The following is a 16,916-nucleotide window of genomic DNA, read 5'->3' as shown; positions in this document are numbered from 1 at the left end:
CTGTGAATGCCACAAATCCCGTGTGGGAGCGGGCTTGCCCGCGAAGAGGCCCGTTCAGGCACTAGAGGGCTATCGGCTTACGCCCGGCAAACGAATGCGCCAACGTCCCGCCATCCACCAGCTCCAGCTCGCCACCCAATGGCACACCGTGGGCGATACGCGAGGCAATCAGGCCTTTATTACTGAGCAACTGCGCAATGTAGTGCGCCGTCGCCTCGCCTTCTACCGTCGGGTTGGTGGCGAGGATGACTTCAGCAAAGGTACCGGCCTCTTCAATCCGCGCCATCAACTGCGGAATACCAATCGCCTCAGGCCCGAGGCCATCAAGCGGCGACAAATGCCCCTTGAGCACGAAGTAGCGGCCGCGGAAGCCCGTCTGCTCCACCGCATAGACGTCCATCGGCCCTTCCACCACGCACAACAAGGTGTCGTCGCGACGGGTATCCGCGCACTGCGGGCACAGGTCATCTTCAGTCAGCGTGCGGCACAGGCGGCAATGGCCCACCCCTTCCATGGCCTGGCTCAAGGCCAACGCCAGTCGCGAACCACCGCTGCGATCGCGTTCAAGCAGTTGCAGCGCCATACGCTGGGCGGTTTTCTGACCCACGCCCGGCAAAATTCGCAGGGCGTCGATCAGTTGGCGAATCAAAGGGCTGAAGCTCATGGGGAAACGTCCGACAAAACAACGAGACGCGGTTTATACCCGCGCCTCTCATTAGCGTCAAATACTCAGTCTTGCGCGACCCGCACCACCAGTTTGCCGAAGTTGCGCCCTTCCAGCAGACCGATGAACGCTTCGGGTGCCTGCTCCAGCCCGTCGACCACGTCCTCGCGGAATTTAACCTTGCCGTCGCGCACCCATGGCGCCATGGCACTGATGAATTCCGGCTGGCGGTCACCGTAGTCGTCGAACACGATGAAGCCCTGAATACGCACGCGTTTGGTCAATAGCGTGCGCTGCAACAGCGGCAGGCGATCCGGGCCTTTCGGCGCCTCGGAGGCGTTGTAACCGGCAATCAGGCCGCACAGTGGAATGCGGGCCTTGGCATTGAGTAACGGCACTACCGCGTCGAACACATGACCGCCTACGTTCTCGTAATAGATGTCGATGCCATTGGGACAGGCTTTAGCCAGTAGCTCGGCGAAATCAGCCGCCTTGTGATCGATGCAGGCATCGAAGCCCAACTCCTCGACCACGTAACGGCACTTCTCTGCACCACCGGCCACGCCCACTACGCGCAGGCCCTTGATTTTCGCCACCTGCCCGACCACCGAGCCCACCGCGCCGGATGCCGCCGCGACCACCAGGGTTTCGCCGGACTTCGGCTGACCGATGTCCATCAAGCCCATATAAGCCGTCATGCCCGGCATTCCCAGTACACCGAGGGCCATCGACGGACTCGGCAATCCGGACGGCACCGGGATGATGTTGCGACCGTCACTGATGCTGTGGCTTTGCCAGCCGGTAGCGCCTACCACGATATCCCCTTCCTGGAATTTTGGATTCAACGAGCGCTCGACCCGGCTGACAGCCCCACCGGTCATGACCTCGTCGATTTCTACCGGTGCTGCGTAGGACGGCGCGTCACTCATGCGCCCGCGCATGTAAGGGTCCAACGACAAGTAGAGGGTTTTGAGCAATAACTGGCCGTCAGTGAGGTCCGGCAACGCCTCCCTTTCCAGGCGGAAATTCTCTGGCGTCGGCGCGCCGACCGGGCGGGACGCCAGGACGATACGTTGGTTGAGGGTCAATGCTTGAGGCATGTGAGCGTCTCCTTTGATCGAGAATTGGGCGGTATAGGGAAGCAGACCTTTGTGGCGGTTTAGTGTTCGATGTTTTTGATCCTGATCGTCCTGATCGTTCCCACGCTCTGCGTGGGAATGCAGCCCGGACGCTCCGCGTCCCAAAGCGTGACGCAGAGCGTCACAAGAGGCATTCCCACGCAGAGCGTGGGAACGATCAGTCGGAGCTGGAACGATCAGTGTGGGCCAGAAACAAAAATGCCAGGCGCGATGCCTGGCATTTTTTTGTAGCTCATCCGACGCGCTTTAGCGAATCAGAATGGCAGCTTCATGCCCGGCGGCAATTGCATGCCAGCGGTCATGCCGGACATTTTGTCCTGGCTGTTGGCTTCGATCTTGCGCACAGCGTCGTTGACGGCGGCGGCAACGACCGCTTCCAGCATTTCCTTGTCGTCTTCGCTCAGGCCTTCGACCAGGCTTGGGTCGATGGTCACGCTCTTGACGTCATGACGACCGGTCATGACCACGGTGACCATATCGCCGCCGGCTTTACCGATGACTTCAGCATTGGCCAATTCTTCCTGCATCTTGGCCATTTTTTCCTGCATCTGCTGCGCCTGCTTCATCAGGCCGGCCATGCCACCTTTCATCATGGGAATCACCTCGAAAGTACTTGGATTAAAACAGCGCCCGGCCCATGTGACCGAACGCCTTCAGTTATTAGCCCTGACTGACCAGAGCGTCGACAGGTTCAATAGTATCGTTACGGATCACCGCACCGAACTGCTGCATCATTTGCTGGATGAACGGATCACCGTGGATCGACTCTTCGGCTTCGCGCTGACGGTTGGCACGGCGCCTGGACGCGGCCTGGGCCGGGGTTTCCTGTTCCGGCTTGATCAGTTCCATGGTCAGGGTCAGTGTGCGCCCGTGAAACTGGTTCAGTGCATCGTTGAGACGACGCTGCTGGGTCGCGTTGAACAAGGCGCTGTGGGCCGGGTCCAGGTGCATCAGCCAGTGATCGCCCTCGACGGATATCAGTGTGCAATTGGCCGCGATGCTGCCCGTCATGCCGGAGATCGGCAGTTTCGGGAACAGCTCCAGCCATTGCAGCGCCAGGCCCGTGGCCGGCATTGCAGCGGGTTCCGGCTCCGGTTCCGGCGCGGGTTCGGCGGTATGTTCGCTCGCCAGCTCATCGAGATAACTGTAGGCCGAATCCATGTCCGGCTCGATGTAATCCTCGTCCAGCGGCGGCTCGTCGTCCAGGTCCATGCCCGGCGTGGCGGCATCGACTTGGGCCACGGAAGGTTCCGGGATGGGCGCAGCGGCCCATTCCTGCGCATCCGGCACCACGCTGTCCGGCGTCGGCAGCGGCATCGGTGGCAAATCCGGCTGCTCGCCAGCAGTTTCCAGAACTGGCTCAACAGCAGGTTGCTGGACAACTTCAGGCTCGACCGGATCATTCCACGGCAGGTCGACGACGGCTTCGACCGCCACCGGCGCAACGACTGGCTCGGGCACCACAACGGGTGCAACCGGCTCAGGCTCGGGTGCTGGAGCGGGCGCAACAACGGCCGCGACTGGCGCAGGCGAAGGCATAACAGGTGCTACTGCCGCAGCGACTACCGGCGCAACAACCGGCGCGGCAGCCACTGAATTTGCGGAATCAACTGTGGCCTGGCTGATCCCCACTGGCTTTAGCGGTTGCCTCGGGGCGTCGGCGGTGTCTGCCGGGCGGAAGGCAAGCATCCGCAGCAGGACCATTTCAAAGCCACCACGCGGGTCGGGGGCCAGCGGCAAATCGCGGCGACCGATCAGGCCCATCTGATAATAAAACTGCACGTCTTCGGCCGGCAATGCCTGGGCCAGCGCCAGCACCCGGTCACGGTCGCCGTGACCATTGTCGACGCCTTCAGGCAAGGCCTGGGCGATGGCGACACGGTGCAGCACGTTGAGAATTTCCGAGAGCACGCCGTTCCAGTCCGGGCCTTGTTCAGCCAAATGACGGACACCTTCGAGCAACGCCTTGGCGTCACCTTCGATCAACGCATGCAAAACGTCGTAGACCTGGCCGTGATCCAGCGTGCCGAGCATCGCCCGCACGTCGGCGGCCATGACCTTGCCTTCACCAAAAGCGATGGCCTGGTCGGTGAGGCTCATGGCATCGCGCATCGAGCCATCGGCGGCACGGCCCAGCAACCACAGTGCATCATCTTCGAACGGCACGTTCTCGACACCCAGCACGTGGGTCAAATGCTCGACCACACGTTCCGGCGTCATGTTCTTCAGGGAGAATTGCAGGCACCGCGACAGAATGGTTGCAGGAAGTTTCTGCGGATCGGTCGTCGCCAGGATGAACTTGACGTAGGGTGGCGGCTCTTCAAGGGTTTTCAACAACGCATTGAAGGAATGGCTGGAGAGCATGTGCACTTCGTCGATCAGGTAGACCTTGAAGCGCCCGCGGCTTGGGGCGTATTGCACGTTGTCGAGCAGTTCGCGGGTGTCCTCGACCTTGGTCCGGCTCGCGGCGTCGATCTCGATCAGGTCGACAAAGCGCCCCTCATCGATTTCGCGGCACACCGAGCACTCGCCACACGGTGTCGACGTGATACCTGTTTCACAGTTCAGGCATTTGGCGATGATGCGTGCGATGGTGGTCTTGCCGACCCCCCGCGTACCGGTAAACAAGTAGGCGTGGTGCAGCCGCTGGCTGTCCAAGGCATTGATCAGAGCCTTGAGCACATGGGTCTGGCCGACCATTTCGCGGAACGAGCGCGGACGCCATTTACGTGCAAGAACCTGATAACTCATCGAAAACCGTCGCAACTAAGGAACAGAAGCGGCTAATGCTAGCGGAGCAAGGCCAAAATTGCATCCGGTGTGCTCGTCTAATCTGGCTAAGCTGCGCGTTTGGGGCTTTAATCGGCTCGGGTTTCAGTTGTACTGGAGCGTTTATGCGTTGTGCCTTGGGGGCATTGCTGTGGATAAGTCTGAACGTCGCCGCCGCCGAGACGCCGCTGCGTTTTGTCATCCCCGACAGTTGGGCCATGCCAATGGTGCAACTGGATCACGGCCGCCCGACCCAGGGCATCCTGTATGACGTGATGCTCAGCCTCGCCACCCAGGTCGGAGTACCCGCCGAGTTTCATGTAATGCCTCGGGCACGTGTACAAGGCGCCATGGAGCATGGCGACGTTGATATCCGCTGCTACGCCGCGCAGTCCTGGCTTCCGAATCAGTCCGGCGACTACATCTGGAGCATTCCGCTGTGGTTTCAACGCGACGTGCTGACCAGCCAGCAAGACCCTCCCGCCTCCGTGCTGCCTGCCAATTTGTCACGCCAACCCATCGGCACAGTGCTGGGCTATACCTATCCGACGCTGCAACCATTGTTTGATGCCGATCGCCTGCACCGCGAAGACGCGCGCAATCAGGAACAAGTGCTGGAAAAACTCAACGCCGGGCGCTATCGCTATGCCGTGAGCAATCAATGGACACTGGATTGGTTCAATCAGCGCCTGCTGCCCGAGCGGCAGCTCAAAGCAGTGGCCGTGGTGCAGGAACAACGTGTCGGTTGCTACATACGCAATGACCCCAAGGTGCCGGTGCAACGAATTCTTCGCACCTTGTTGCGAATGAAAATGTCGGGGGAAATCGATGACTACATTCGTCTGTATATTGGCACCCCCGCAAGCCTGTAGCAGCTGGCGAAGCCTGCGTCCGACTGCGCAGTAGTCGTAAATCCTGTATCCACGGTACATCTGGAAAACTGCGTCGCCTGATTTTACGACTGCTGCGCAGTCGGACGCAGGCTTCGCCAGCTGCTACAGGGACGTCACCAGCCGCCATTGCGCCGGTGCGACAAACGCCGCCACCCAGCCAGGCACCTCTTCAGGTGGCATGGGTCTCGCGATGAAATAACCCTGGGCAATCTCGCAGCCCATTTGCAACAGCAATTCACCGTGCTCAACGCTTTCCACCCCCTCGGCGATCACTCGTCGGCCAAACGCCCGGGCCAGCCCGATCACGGCAGTGGTCAGCGCCAGATCATCGCAGTCATCAAGCATGTCGCGAATGAACGACTTGTCGATCTTGATCGTTTGCGTGCGCAAACGCTTGATGTAGCTCAGCGACGAATAACCGGTGCCAAAGTCGCCCAGTGAAAACTGCACCCCCAGCGCCTGACAGGCCTGCAAACATGCCGTGACATGATGAATGTTCTCAATGGCGACTGACTCGACGACTTCCAGGTCAAGCATCTGCGGGGGAACGTGGGCATGCCTTGCCAGCACCTGTTTGAGCCGCTCAACAAAATCCGCTCGCTGAAAATGCCGTGCCGCGACATTGACGCTGATCGGCCAGCTCTGCCCCATCTGCTGCCAGCGATGCAGCTGCAACAGGACCTGATCCATCACCCATTCGCCGATGTCGATGATCAGGTCCGTCTCTTCTACCGGCGGCAGGAAATCCCTGGCCCGCAGCATGCCGTTTTGTGGATGGTCCCAACGCAACAGCGCCTCGAAACCGACCACCTCGCCCAACCGCATGTTGACCTTGGGCTGGAAATGCAGGCGCAACTCACCGGCCGTCAGCGCCTGACGCATGCGCTGGACAGTCTGGTGAGTTGCCTTGATCTCACGATCCCGGGACACATCAAACAGATGAAAACGGTTGCGTCCACGCTGCTTCGCCACGTACATGGCCTGATCGGCATGACGCAACAGGGTTTCGGCGTTTTCGTTATCGAGGGGAAACAGCGTGACACCAATGCTGGCGAACACATGGATGTCCTTGCCGTGCAGCGAGTACGGCGCCGAAACCGCCCCCAGCACCCGGTTCAACGCCGCACGCAATTGCGGTAGATCGCGAATATGACGCAGCACCAGCACAAACTCGTCGCCGGCCAATCGCGCCACCACATCCTCGCCGCGCACGATGTCGCGCAAACGCCGGGCCACCTCGACCAGCAACACATCGCCGCTGGCATGACCGTAGCCATCGTTGACCGCCTTAAAACCGTCGAGATCAAGCATGCACACCGCCAACGGGATGTCTTCCTGTCGGGACATCGCCAGTGCCTGATCCAAAAGGTCCGAGAGATACGCTCGATTGGGCAATCCGGTCAGCGCGTCATGCCCTACCCGCCATTGCAAGACGTGCAGCAACTCGCGCTTTTCACTGATGTCGAACCGAATCGACAGGTATCGATCGACCCGTCCGGTGGCATCGTCGAGCACCGGCACCATGGTGCTGTCGACCCAGTAAAGGCTGCCGTCCTTGGCGCGATTGCAGATTTCCCCCTTCCACACACCGCCCAACGCAATGGTGCGCCACATGGCAGAAAAGAAATCGGTGGGATGTTGGCCGGAATTGAGGAGACGATGATTCTGGCCGATCAGCTCTTCACGGCTATAGCCAGACACGTCACAGAATTGGTCATTGACGTAGGTGATCCGTCCTTCCAGATCCGTCTCGGAAAAAATGGCGGCGGCATCCACGGCCCTTCGGTATTTATCATCCATGAATCAGGCTCGTTGTCGCTGGCGGAGGGGTGGCGCAAACACGTTTCATCCCGAGACCCGTAGGCGATGGTTCCCGCAGAACCGCAGATCAATCAGGCGAAAAACCTCGTGCAAGTCTGACGAGGGAGCGCAATGCTGACAGCTTCACATCGCCCAATCTCCGGAATGGCGTCACCCAATGCCGCTCAAGGGTGGCAATTCTACGAAACGCATCACATTTTGCAAGACAAGGTGATGAAACATGCCGTTGTCTAATGTAAAAATCTATCGTTAAGTTCTTGATTCTAAATTGGAATTGAGCAATGCAAATTTCAAGTTTGGGTCCAGCCATCCGACGCTACCGCAAGGTCGCGGGGCTTACTCAGGCTGAACTCGGTGAAAAGACCGGCTTTGACCCCAAAACCATCAGCCGCTTTGAAACGGGCACCTATACCCCCAGCGTGGAAGCGTTGTTCCTGCTTGCCGACGTGCTGGGTGTGAAGCTGGCCGCTTTTTTCGCAGACCTGGGCGATGAAGATGAGCAGCGGGCGTATCTGTTCGGTGTCATACACAAAGCCACCCCGAAGGAACTGGGAAAGCTGATTGCAGCGGTTGACCAGGCCTTGTCCAAGCCTTAGTGCATAAATGACAAAAGGAGGCCGACTTGTCTGATGCGACAGGTCGGCCTCCTTTTTTATTGTGCGCTCCGAAAATCGGAAACGACGAAACACCGCCCTGGACGTGATCCATGGCAGAGAAGACAAATAAGTATTTTCAAACCGATAACGCGAGAGAGGGCTCGCGTGGCGTTAAGGTGGTAACCCCACCAGCCACACCCCGGCACACAATGTTCCCGCTGTGGCTGCTGCCTTCCGGCTCTGACCAGGTTCACGGGTAATCGTTGCGGGGGGACCGATGGGGTCACCATAACGACGCTCACCTGACGGCGAGCCGCGCCATTGTACCTATCTGAGACGAAGTTACAACCGTTGGTGCGGATTAAAAAATATGAGCCGCTTCAAGGACATGCAATGCCTCTGAAACACCGCTGTCTGTAGCAGCTGCCGAGCCCGCGAGGCTGCGTCCGGCTGCGAAGCAGACGTAAAATCAGAGGACGCGGTTTTTCAGATAAACCACGATCACCCAACAGGCGACTGCTTCGCAGCCGGACGCAGCCTCGCGGGTTCGACAGCTGCTACAAGCGGACGTCCAATTGAGCGATCGTCACAGCTCCTGCATCACCTCATCCGCCCTGCCGCCCTCTTGCTGGATCACCAAGTGAATAAAATGCAGCTTGACGATCACCGCCGGCGGCAACACGAACGGATAGAAATCCGGCTGCCCCATGCTGCGCGAAAGCTCATTGAGCATGCCGGCCAGTTCGATCCATGCATTGACGAACGACAGGAACGCCCCACCGCCGGGATGCTGTGGATCGTAGAGTGTGCTTAGGGGAAATGGCTGGTAATCAAGATCCATTTCCCGCGCACTCATGCCGAATCCCAGAGCGGTGTCCACCGCATCCATCATGTGCAGGTAGTGCGCCCAGGTTTCCGCCCAGTCTTCCCAAGGGTGCATGGTCGCGTAAGCACTGACGCACTGTTGCTGCCAACCCTGCGGCGCACCTTGCTGGTAATGCCGCTCCAGCGCCGCTGCGTAACTGGCGCGCTCGTCCCCGAACAGCCCGCGAAAGGGTTCCAGCCAATGGCTGTTGGCGATCAGCCGATCCCAGTAGTAATGCCCGACTTCGTGGCGAAAATGCCCGAGCAACGTGCGATACGGCTCGTGCATTTGCACACGGACCTGCTCACGGTGGGCGTCATCGGCTTCTTTGATGTCGAGGGTGATCAGGCCATTGGCGTGACCCGTGGTCGGCAGCTTGCCTTCGAGGTCGATACCGACGAAATCAAACGCCAGACCGCTTTGCTCGTCGACCGTTTTGGGAGTTACCTGCAAACCCAAGTCGAGCAACTGCGCGACCAGGCGCCTCTTGGCCGTTTCCACCTTGCGCCAGCGTTCGTGATTTTCGGTAATCGACAGGTCCGGGATGGTGTGATTCAGGCTGCAAGCAATGCATAGCGCATCGTGGTCGTTGGCCGGGAGCAGCCAATTACATGCGGCAGCGGAGTCGAGATTGGCGCAGCGGCGAAACACACCGGCTTGCGGATCGGCGTCGACCAGCCAGGTATCCGCCTGTAAACCCGGTTGCAGCGACGACAGACGCCCCTGCTCGGGCTGATAACCGAGCGCCGCCGAACAGGCCAGGCACTGACTGTTGCGAAAGAACAGCGATTGCCCGCATCGACACTGCCAGACCTTGCTGTTGCGCGCGCTTTCGCCCATGAAAGGCGCGGCGATGCGCGAGCTGAGCTGTTCAAAGAAGCGGTACATGGCGATCTCTCCCTGGGGCTTGCCAAGACTAGATCATTGTCGCGCGAAGATCGTTCCCACGTTCTGCGTGGGAATGTCGCCCCGGACGCTCCGCGTCCGCTGTGACGCAAAGCGTCACGGGATGCGCTACCACGCGGAGCGTGGGAACGATCGACTAAACAGAAATACCGTGTTGTTTCAGGAATTCGACAAACGCTTCTTCATCCAGCACTTTCAAACCCAACTCATTGGCCTTGGCCAGCTTCGAACCGGCGCCCGGCCCGGCCACCACGCAATGGGTCTTGGCCGACACCGAGCCCGCCACCTTGGCGCCGAGGCTTTCAAGCTTGTCCTTGGCGATGTCGCGGCTCATCAACTCCAGCGAACCGGTCAGCACCCAGGTCTGCCCAGCCAGTGGCAAGCCTTCGACGACTTTCTTCTCGCTCAGCCAGTGCATGCCGAAATCGCGCAACTGCTGCTCGGCCGCCTGCGCAAGCTGGCGATTGTCTTCAACGGCAAAAAACTCGCGAACTGAATTGGCCTGCTTCTCTGGCAGCGCCTGACGCATGTCCAGCCAGTCAGCGCTCATCACCGCTTCCAGCGACCCAAACTTGTCCGCCAGCTTCTGTGCCCCGCCCGGCCCCACCGACGGAATGTGCAACTTGTCGAGGAAGCCGCCCAGCGTGGTACTCGCGGCAAACTCAGCACCGAGCTCGCCCTGATCCTGAATCTGCAGGCCGTGCTTGAGCAGTTCCGCGATCACCTGCTGGTTGTGCGCATCTTCAAAGAAACTGTGGATCTCATATGCCACTTCCAGGCCGACATCCGGCAAGTACGTGAGCACTTGCGGCAACGCCTGCTGAACCCGCTCCAGCGAACCGAGAGAGCGCGCCAGCACCTTGGCCGTCTCCTCACCGACATCAGGAATCCCGAGCGCATAGATAAAGCGCGCCAGGCTTGGCTTCTTGCTGTCCTCGATGGCGCTCAGCAGTTTGTTGCTCGACAGTTCGGCAAAACCTTCCAGGTCGACGATGTCGTCGAACTTCAGGGCATACAGATCGGCTGGCGAACTGACCAGGCCTTCGTCGACCAGTTGCTCGACGCTCTTGTCACCCAGGCCTTCGATGTCCATCGCGCGACGGGAAACGAAGTGAATGATCGCCTGCTTGAGCTGCGCCCCGCAGGCCAGACGACCGACGCAACGGTACACCGCGCCTTCGCTGACGGTCTCGCGACCTTTACTGCGCTTGACCAATTGCGTGCGCTCGACGTGTGAGCCGCACACCGGGCACTGTTCGGGAATCTGCACCGGCCGGGCATTTTCCGGACGGCGCTCGAGCACCACTTGCACCACTTGGGGAATCACATCTCCGGCGCGACGGATGATCACCGTGTCGCCGATCATCAGGCCTAAACGCGCGACTTCGTCCATGTTGTGCAGCGTCGCATTGGCCACGGTGACGCCGGCCACCTTGACCGGTTTCAAGCGCGCCACCGGCGTGACAGCGCCGGTACGACCGACCTGAAATTCCACGTCGAGCAACTCGGTGAGTTCTTCCATGGCCGGGAATTTGTGCGCGATCGCCCAGCGCGGCTCGCGAGCGCGGAAGCCCAGCTCACGCTGCGAGGCGATGCTGTTGACCTTGAACACCACGCCGTCGATCTCATACGCCAGGGCGTTGCGGCGCTCGCCGATGTCGCGGTAGTAATCCAGGCATTCGTCGATGCCGTGCGCCAGTTTCAGCTCGTGGCTGATCGGCATGCCCCACACCTGGAGTTGCTTGAGATTGCCGATGTGCGTGTCGGCGATGTCCGCCGAAATCTGGCCGATGCCGTAGCAGCAGAACTCCAGCGGGCGGTTGGCGGTGATCTTGGAGTCCAGCTGGCGCAAGCTACCGGCGGCGGCGTTACGCGGGTTAGCGAAGGTCTTGCCGCCGACTTCCAGTTGCGTGGCATTGAGCCGCTCGAAACCGGCCTTGGACATGAACACTTCGCCGCGCACTTCCAGGGTCGCAGGCCAGCCAGTGCCGTGCAGCTTGAGCGGAATGTTGCGCACGGTGCGCACGTTGATGCTGATGTCTTCGCCAGTGGTGCCGTCACCGCGCGTCGCGCCGCGTACCAGCACGCCGTCCTGATACAGCAAGCTGACCGCCAGGCCATCGAGCTTAGGCTCGCAGCTGTATTCCACCGCCGCGCCGCCACCGAACAGATCACCGACCGGTAGATCCAGGCCTTCTGTCACCCGGCGGTCGAACTCGCGCATGTCGGTTTCTTCGAAGGCGTTGCCAAGGCTGAGCATCGGTACTTCGTGACGCACTTGCGTGAACGCCGACAACGCTGCACTGCCCACGCGCTGGGTCGGCGAATCGCTGGTGATCAGTTCGGGATGGGCCGCTTCAAGGGCTTTGAGCTCGTGGAACAAGCGGTCGTATTCAGCGTCCGGAATACTGGGCTCGTCCAGCACGTGGTAACGGTAATTGTGCTGATCCAGCTCAGCGCGCAGTTCTAGAATGCGGTTTTTGGCGGCGGTCATGGGTGTTCTCTCATAAAGCAAAAGAGCAGCCGAGGCTGCTCAATCTGTTAAATCATTGTAGGAGCACGGCTTGCCGGCGATGGCGTCTTTGAGATCGCCATCGCGAGCAAGCTCGGCTCCTACAGGGTACGGGAGACGCGGCGCAGTCCCCCATACGTTGTCAATTTCAACGCTTCTGGGTCAGGGCGCGACGCTCGAATTCAACGATGCGCTGACGGTAGTGCTCAATCGTCTGGGCGGTCAGCACGCTGCGCTGGTCGTCTTTCAGTTCGCCGTTCAGTTCCTGGGACAGTTTGCGCGCCGCGGCCACCATCACATCGAAGGCCTGCTTGGGATGACGCGGGCCTGGCAGACCGAGGAAGAAGCTCACCGCCGGGGTGCTGAAATGATCGATGTCATCCAGATCAAAGACGCCCGGCTTGACCGCATTGGCCATTGAGAACAGCACCTCGCCATTGCCGGCCATGCTTTCGTGACGGTGGAAGATGTCCATTTCACCGAAACGCAAACCGCTTTCCAGAATATTCTGCAGCAACGCCGGGCCTTTGAAACCGGCAGCGTCGCGGCAAATTACGCTGATCACCAACACTTCTTCCGCTTGCGGCTGATCTTTTTCGCTGACCGCTGGCGAGGCCTTGGTGTCATCCGGGAAATCGTCGTCACGGCTGCTGAAGCTCGGGCCGCCGTCCAGATCCAGGCTGAGGTTCATGTCGCCTTGCGACGGCTCGCCATGGCCGCGCTTGCCACGCTTGGAACCCGATTCGCGGGGCTCACGGGCAGGCATGCTCACCGACGGCAGATCGTGCTCGTCCAGTTGTGGTTCTTTGTGGTTGTCCAGCACGCGCGGCGGGCCCAACAGCTCGGCGCTGGTGTCCTCGTCCGGCAGATTGGACAAACTTCGGTCAAGACGGAATTTCAGTTTTCCCTTGCCACCGCGCATACGGCGCCAGCCATCAAAAAGAATACCGGCAATGACAATAATGCCGATGACGATCAGCCACTCGCGCAGACCGATTTCCATGTAATCCCGTGCCTCTATAAAAAATGCTGAAAAATAAGGGGTTTACAACCTGTAAACCGCTTTAAAACGTGGCGCCAACTCTATGTTCTGACAGGCGTTTTGCCCACGTATACGAAAAATTGACATTAAACTAGCACGACCAAAGGCAACTTTACACCGTCTGTCACAGTGGCTTTAGCGAATATGTCGATTGGCCAGCAAGTCAGGGCAAGTAAAAACATCCTACAGCCTTGTAATACCTGCCCTACAGACGCCAACTCAGGCATCCACCATCGCCATCGCCTCCTCGACATCCACCGCCACCAGACGTGAGCAACCCGGTTCATGCATCGTCACACCCATCAGTTGTTCAGCCATTTCCATGGCGATCTTGTTGTGGGTGATGTAGATGAACTGCACCGTCTGTGACATTTCCTTTACCAGCCGTGCGTAGCGTCCAACGTTAGCGTCATCCAGTGGTGCGTCAACTTCATCGAGCATGCAGAACGGCGCCGGGTTCAACTTGAAGATCGCAAAAACCAGAGCCAATGCCGTCAGCGCTTTTTCGCCACCGGAGAGCAAATGGATGGTGCTGTTCTTCTTCCCTGGCGGCTGCGCCATGATCGTTACCCCTGTATCGAGTAGATCTTCGCCCGTCAGTTCCAAATACGCGCGACCTCCACCGAAAACTTTTGGGAAAAGCGCCTGTAAACCGCCATTGATCTGATCAAAGGTATCTTTGAAGCGGTTACGGGTTTCCTTGTCGATCTTGCGAATCACGTTCTCGAGCGTGTCCAGCGCTTCCACCAGATCATCGTTCTGCGCATCCAGATAACGTTTACGCTCCGATTGTTGCTGGTATTCGTCGATGGCCGCGAGGTTGATCGCACCGAGACGCGAAATACGCGCGGCAATGCGTTCGAGTTCTTCTTCGGCATCCTTCTCGTTGGCCTCGGCCGTCAGCGTGGCGAGCACACCGTGAAGGTCGTAGCCGTCTTCCAGCAACTGCTCTTCAAGGGCCTTGCGGCGCACGGTCAGGGCTTGCCATTCCATGCGCTGGCCTTCCATTTGCCCGCGAATCAATTGCGATTGCTGCTCGGCCTGATTACGCCGTTTTTCGGCATCGCGCAGTTCGCGGTCGGCGTCTTCCAGGGCGATCTGCGCGGTCTTGAGTTCTTCGTCGACGGTCATGCGCTTGTCGAGCAACTCTTCCAGTTTCAACCGCAACTCTTCCAGGGGCGCCTCGCCCTCTTCCAGGTTCAGGTTGAGTTGTTCGCGTTTTTCGGTCAGGCGCTCGGATTGCATTTCCAGGCGCTCCAGCGCCTGTCGCGTCGAGTCGTGTTGGGCCTTGAGCGAACCGAGGCGCACGGCCAATTGATGCGCGTGATCCTTGTGCTGCCGGGCTTCCTGACGCACCCGATCCAGTCGCTCGCGCAAGCTGTCGCGCTGGGCCAGCAGCAACTCGCGCTGTTCGGTGTCCAGCGCCATGGCGTCGAGGGCTTCCTGCAATTGCAGGCGCGCTTCACCGATATTCTCGTGCTCCAGCGCACGCTGCTCGCTCAGCTCGGCCAGCTCCTCGTCCAGACGTGTGCGCCGCAACGTCAGTTGTTCGACCTTGGCTTTGCCGGCAGACAGTTGCGCTTTCAATTCGCCTTGCTGACGCGCTTCGTCTTGCAGCAGACGACGCAAATGCTCGCGCCCGTTTTCCTGCTGACGCTGTTGCGCCCGCAGATTTTGAAGTTGGGTTTCCAGTGTTTCGACCGTGGCTTCGCGTTCTTCGCGTTCCTCGGTCAGGCGCTGGATTTCCTGCCCTCGCGCCAGCACACCGCTTTCCGCTTCGCTGGCCCGGCGTACGCGTAAAAAGTGCCGGCCGACCCAGTAGCCATCACGGCTGATCAGGCTCTGCCCGGCACTCAATTGACCGCGCAGTGCCAGTGCCTGTTCGAGGCTATCGACCGGTTTGACCTGCCCCAGCCACGGCGACAAATCAATTCGCGCCTCGACCTTGTCGAGCAAACTGCCCGGTACGCGCACGCCGTCGGTGGCCGGGCTGAGCAAGCGCAAATCGCCTTGGGCGAAACCCGCCAGATCGAAGTCGCCAAAGTCGTCCACCAGCACGGCTTGCAGGTCGGCGCCCAGCACGGTTTCCACCGCCAGCTCCCAACCCGCTTCCACCTTCAAGCCTTCGGCCAGGCGCGGGCGATCCGCCAGGTGCTGTTCGCGCAACCATTCGGCGGTGCCGGTGCCCGGATCGAGCGCGGCCTGCTGCAAGGCTTCAAGGGAGGCCAGTCGACCGTTGAGGCGCTGCAAATCGCCTTGAGCCTGTTGCTGATTGTGCAGGGCCAATTGCAACTCTTGACGCAGTTGCTCAAGGCGTTCGACCTGAGCCTCTTCACTGGCCTGCAAATCTTCAAGCGTGGCTTCACTGGCGGCCAGCTGCTCGCTGAGCTCCATGATCGCCGCATCTTCCGGGTCCGCCGAGAGCAACGCACGCTCTTCGCCCAGCCGCTTCTGGCGGTCGGTCAAACGCTCTAGGCTGGTTTCCAGCTGCTGGATGCGTGACTGCTGCACTTCGGATTGGCGACGCGGCTCGGCGGCAGTGAGGTTGAACGTGTCCCACTGCTCCTGCCAGCCGTGCATGGTGGTTTCAGATTCTTCCAGCGCGGCGGCGGCCTCTTCGGCGGCGGCGCTGGTGACTTCCTGTTCCGGGGCGAGCAGGTCGAGCTCTTCGCCCAGGGTCAGCAACAGCGTGCGGTCGTGGCCCAGGTGAGATTCGGTTTCCAGACGCGCGCGCTCGGCCTCCTTCAAATCGTCTTGCAGCTGACGCAGACGCTGTTGGCCGTGCTGGATGCTCTGCTCGACCCGGGCGATATCGCCGCCGACCGAATAGAAACGTCCCTGCACCAGATTGAAGCGTTCAGACAGGTCATGGTGCCCGTCGCGAAAGCGTTCGATGCTCGCATCGGCATTGCGTTGCTCGGCGACCAAGGCTTCGAAGGTGACTTCCTGGTTGCCGATCACCGCTTCACGCTGACCGACCTGCTCGTTCAGCGCCTGCCAGCGCAAGGCTGACAACTGGGCCTTGAGCTGACGCTCTTCGCCTTTGTATTCCTGATACTTCTTCGCGGCCTCGGCCTGGCGGTGCAGGCGTTCGAGTTGTCGCTCCAGCTCTTCGCGCAGGTCAGTCAGGCGTGCGAGGTTTTCGTGAGTGCGACGGATGCGGTTTTCAGTTTCGCGCCGGCGCTCCTTGTACTTGGAGATGCCTGCCGCTTCTTCAATAAAGTTGCGCAGGTCTTCGGGCTTGGATTCGATCAGCTTGGAGATCATCCCCTGCTCGATAATCGAATAGCTGCGCGGGCCCAGGCCGGTGCCGAGGAAGATGTCGGTGATGTCGCGACGCCGGCATTTGGTGCCGTTGAGGTAATAGGTGGTCTGGCTGTCGCGCGTCACTTTGCGGCGAATGGAAATTTCCGCATAGGCGGCGTATTCGCCGAGCAGGGTGCCGTCGGAGTTATCGAACACCAGTTCGATACTCGCCTGGCTCACCGGTTTGCGGCTGGTCGAACCGTTGAAGATGACGTCGGTCATCGACTCGCCGCGCAAGTTCTTCGCCGAACTCTCGCCCATCACCCAGCGTACGGCGTCGATGATGTTGGACTTGCCGCAACCGTTCGGCCCGACGACCGCCGCCATGTTACTGGGGAAGTTCACCGTGGTTGGATCGACGAAGGATTTGAACCCCGCCAGCTTGATGCACTTGAGCCGCACG

Annotated in this window: 11 protein-coding genes and 1 other RNA gene; 2 read left to right on the top strand and 10 right to left on the bottom strand. The window is 59.9% G+C overall.

Annotated elements, in window-relative coordinates; translation table 11 throughout:
* Window positions 1-61: 61 nt before the first annotated feature.
* The 4 genes from recR to dnaX form a co-directional block, all read right to left on the bottom strand.
* Window positions 62-664, bottom strand: a complete 603-nt coding sequence (gene recR / locus AB4N76_RS23440; protein ID WP_046027022.1) for a recombination mediator RecR — start codon at window positions 662-664, stop codon at window positions 62-64.
* 65 nt (window positions 665-729) lie between these two features.
* The gene (locus AB4N76_RS23435; protein WP_046027023.1) at window positions 730-1,764 is read right to left on the bottom strand and encodes an NADP-dependent oxidoreductase; all 1,035 of its coding nucleotides are present in this window, start codon (window positions 1,762-1,764) and stop codon (window positions 730-732) included.
* A 293-nt stretch (window positions 1,765-2,057) separates the two neighbouring features.
* Window positions 2,058-2,396 carry a YbaB/EbfC family nucleoid-associated protein gene (locus tag AB4N76_RS23430; protein WP_027921723.1) on the bottom strand — a complete coding sequence of 113 codons (339 nt, stop codon included), beginning with the start codon at window positions 2,394-2,396 and terminating at the stop codon, window positions 2,058-2,060.
* A gap of 67 nt (window positions 2,397-2,463) precedes the next feature.
* Window positions 2,464-4,554, bottom strand: coding sequence for a DNA polymerase III subunit gamma/tau (dnaX, locus tag AB4N76_RS23425; RefSeq protein ID WP_077430578.1), 2,091 nt, complete (start codon window positions 4,552-4,554; stop codon window positions 2,464-2,466).
* 143 nt (window positions 4,555-4,697) lie between these two features.
* Between dnaX and AB4N76_RS23420 the strand changes: the two genes are divergently transcribed.
* On the top strand, window positions 4,698-5,444 hold the full coding sequence (locus tag AB4N76_RS23420; RefSeq protein WP_046027025.1) for a substrate-binding periplasmic protein: 747 nt from the start codon (window positions 4,698-4,700) through the stop codon (window positions 5,442-5,444).
* 123 nt (window positions 5,445-5,567) lie between these two features.
* Here AB4N76_RS23420 and AB4N76_RS23415 read toward each other — a convergent pair whose 3' ends face one another.
* Complete coding sequence (locus tag AB4N76_RS23415; RefSeq protein ID WP_077430579.1) at window positions 5,568-7,265, bottom strand: putative bifunctional diguanylate cyclase/phosphodiesterase; 1,698 nt, start codon at window positions 7,263-7,265, stop codon at window positions 5,568-5,570.
* A gap of 302 nt (window positions 7,266-7,567) precedes the next feature.
* Between AB4N76_RS23415 and AB4N76_RS23410 the strand changes: the two genes are divergently transcribed.
* Window positions 7,568-7,882 (top strand): helix-turn-helix domain-containing protein, encoded by a 315-nt coding sequence (locus tag AB4N76_RS23410; RefSeq protein ID WP_046027027.1) that lies wholly within the window; start codon window positions 7,568-7,570, stop codon window positions 7,880-7,882.
* 183 nt (window positions 7,883-8,065) lie between these two features.
* Here the strand turns inward: AB4N76_RS23410 and ffs are convergent.
* From ffs to smc, 5 genes are all read right to left on the bottom strand, one after another.
* An RNA gene (gene ffs, locus AB4N76_RS23405) (signal recognition particle sRNA small type) lies at window positions 8,066-8,162 on the bottom strand.
* 306 nt (window positions 8,163-8,468) lie between these two features.
* On the bottom strand, window positions 8,469-9,635 hold the full coding sequence (locus AB4N76_RS23400; protein ID WP_046027028.1) for a zinc-binding metallopeptidase family protein: 1,167 nt from the start codon (window positions 9,633-9,635) through the stop codon (window positions 8,469-8,471).
* A 154-nt stretch (window positions 9,636-9,789) separates the two neighbouring features.
* Complete coding sequence (gene ligA, locus AB4N76_RS23395) at window positions 9,790-12,147, bottom strand: NAD-dependent DNA ligase LigA (RefSeq protein ID WP_460163576.1); 2,358 nt, start codon at window positions 12,145-12,147, stop codon at window positions 9,790-9,792.
* A 166-nt stretch (window positions 12,148-12,313) separates the two neighbouring features.
* Window positions 12,314-13,168, bottom strand: a complete 855-nt coding sequence (gene zipA / locus AB4N76_RS23390) for a cell division protein ZipA (protein ID WP_077430580.1) — start codon at window positions 13,166-13,168, stop codon at window positions 12,314-12,316.
* Between the two features lie 258 nt (window positions 13,169-13,426).
* Window positions 13,427-16,915 carry a chromosome segregation protein SMC gene (gene smc / locus AB4N76_RS23385; RefSeq protein ID WP_460163575.1) on the bottom strand — a complete coding sequence of 1,163 codons (3,489 nt, stop codon included), beginning with the start codon at window positions 16,913-16,915 and terminating at the stop codon, window positions 13,427-13,429.
* Window position 16,916 lies beyond the last annotated feature (1 nt).

This window comes from Pseudomonas sp. S2_F03 (assembly GCF_054668335.1).
The sequence above is the reverse complement of the archived record's forward strand: the minus strand, read 5'-3'. Positions and strand labels throughout refer to the sequence as shown.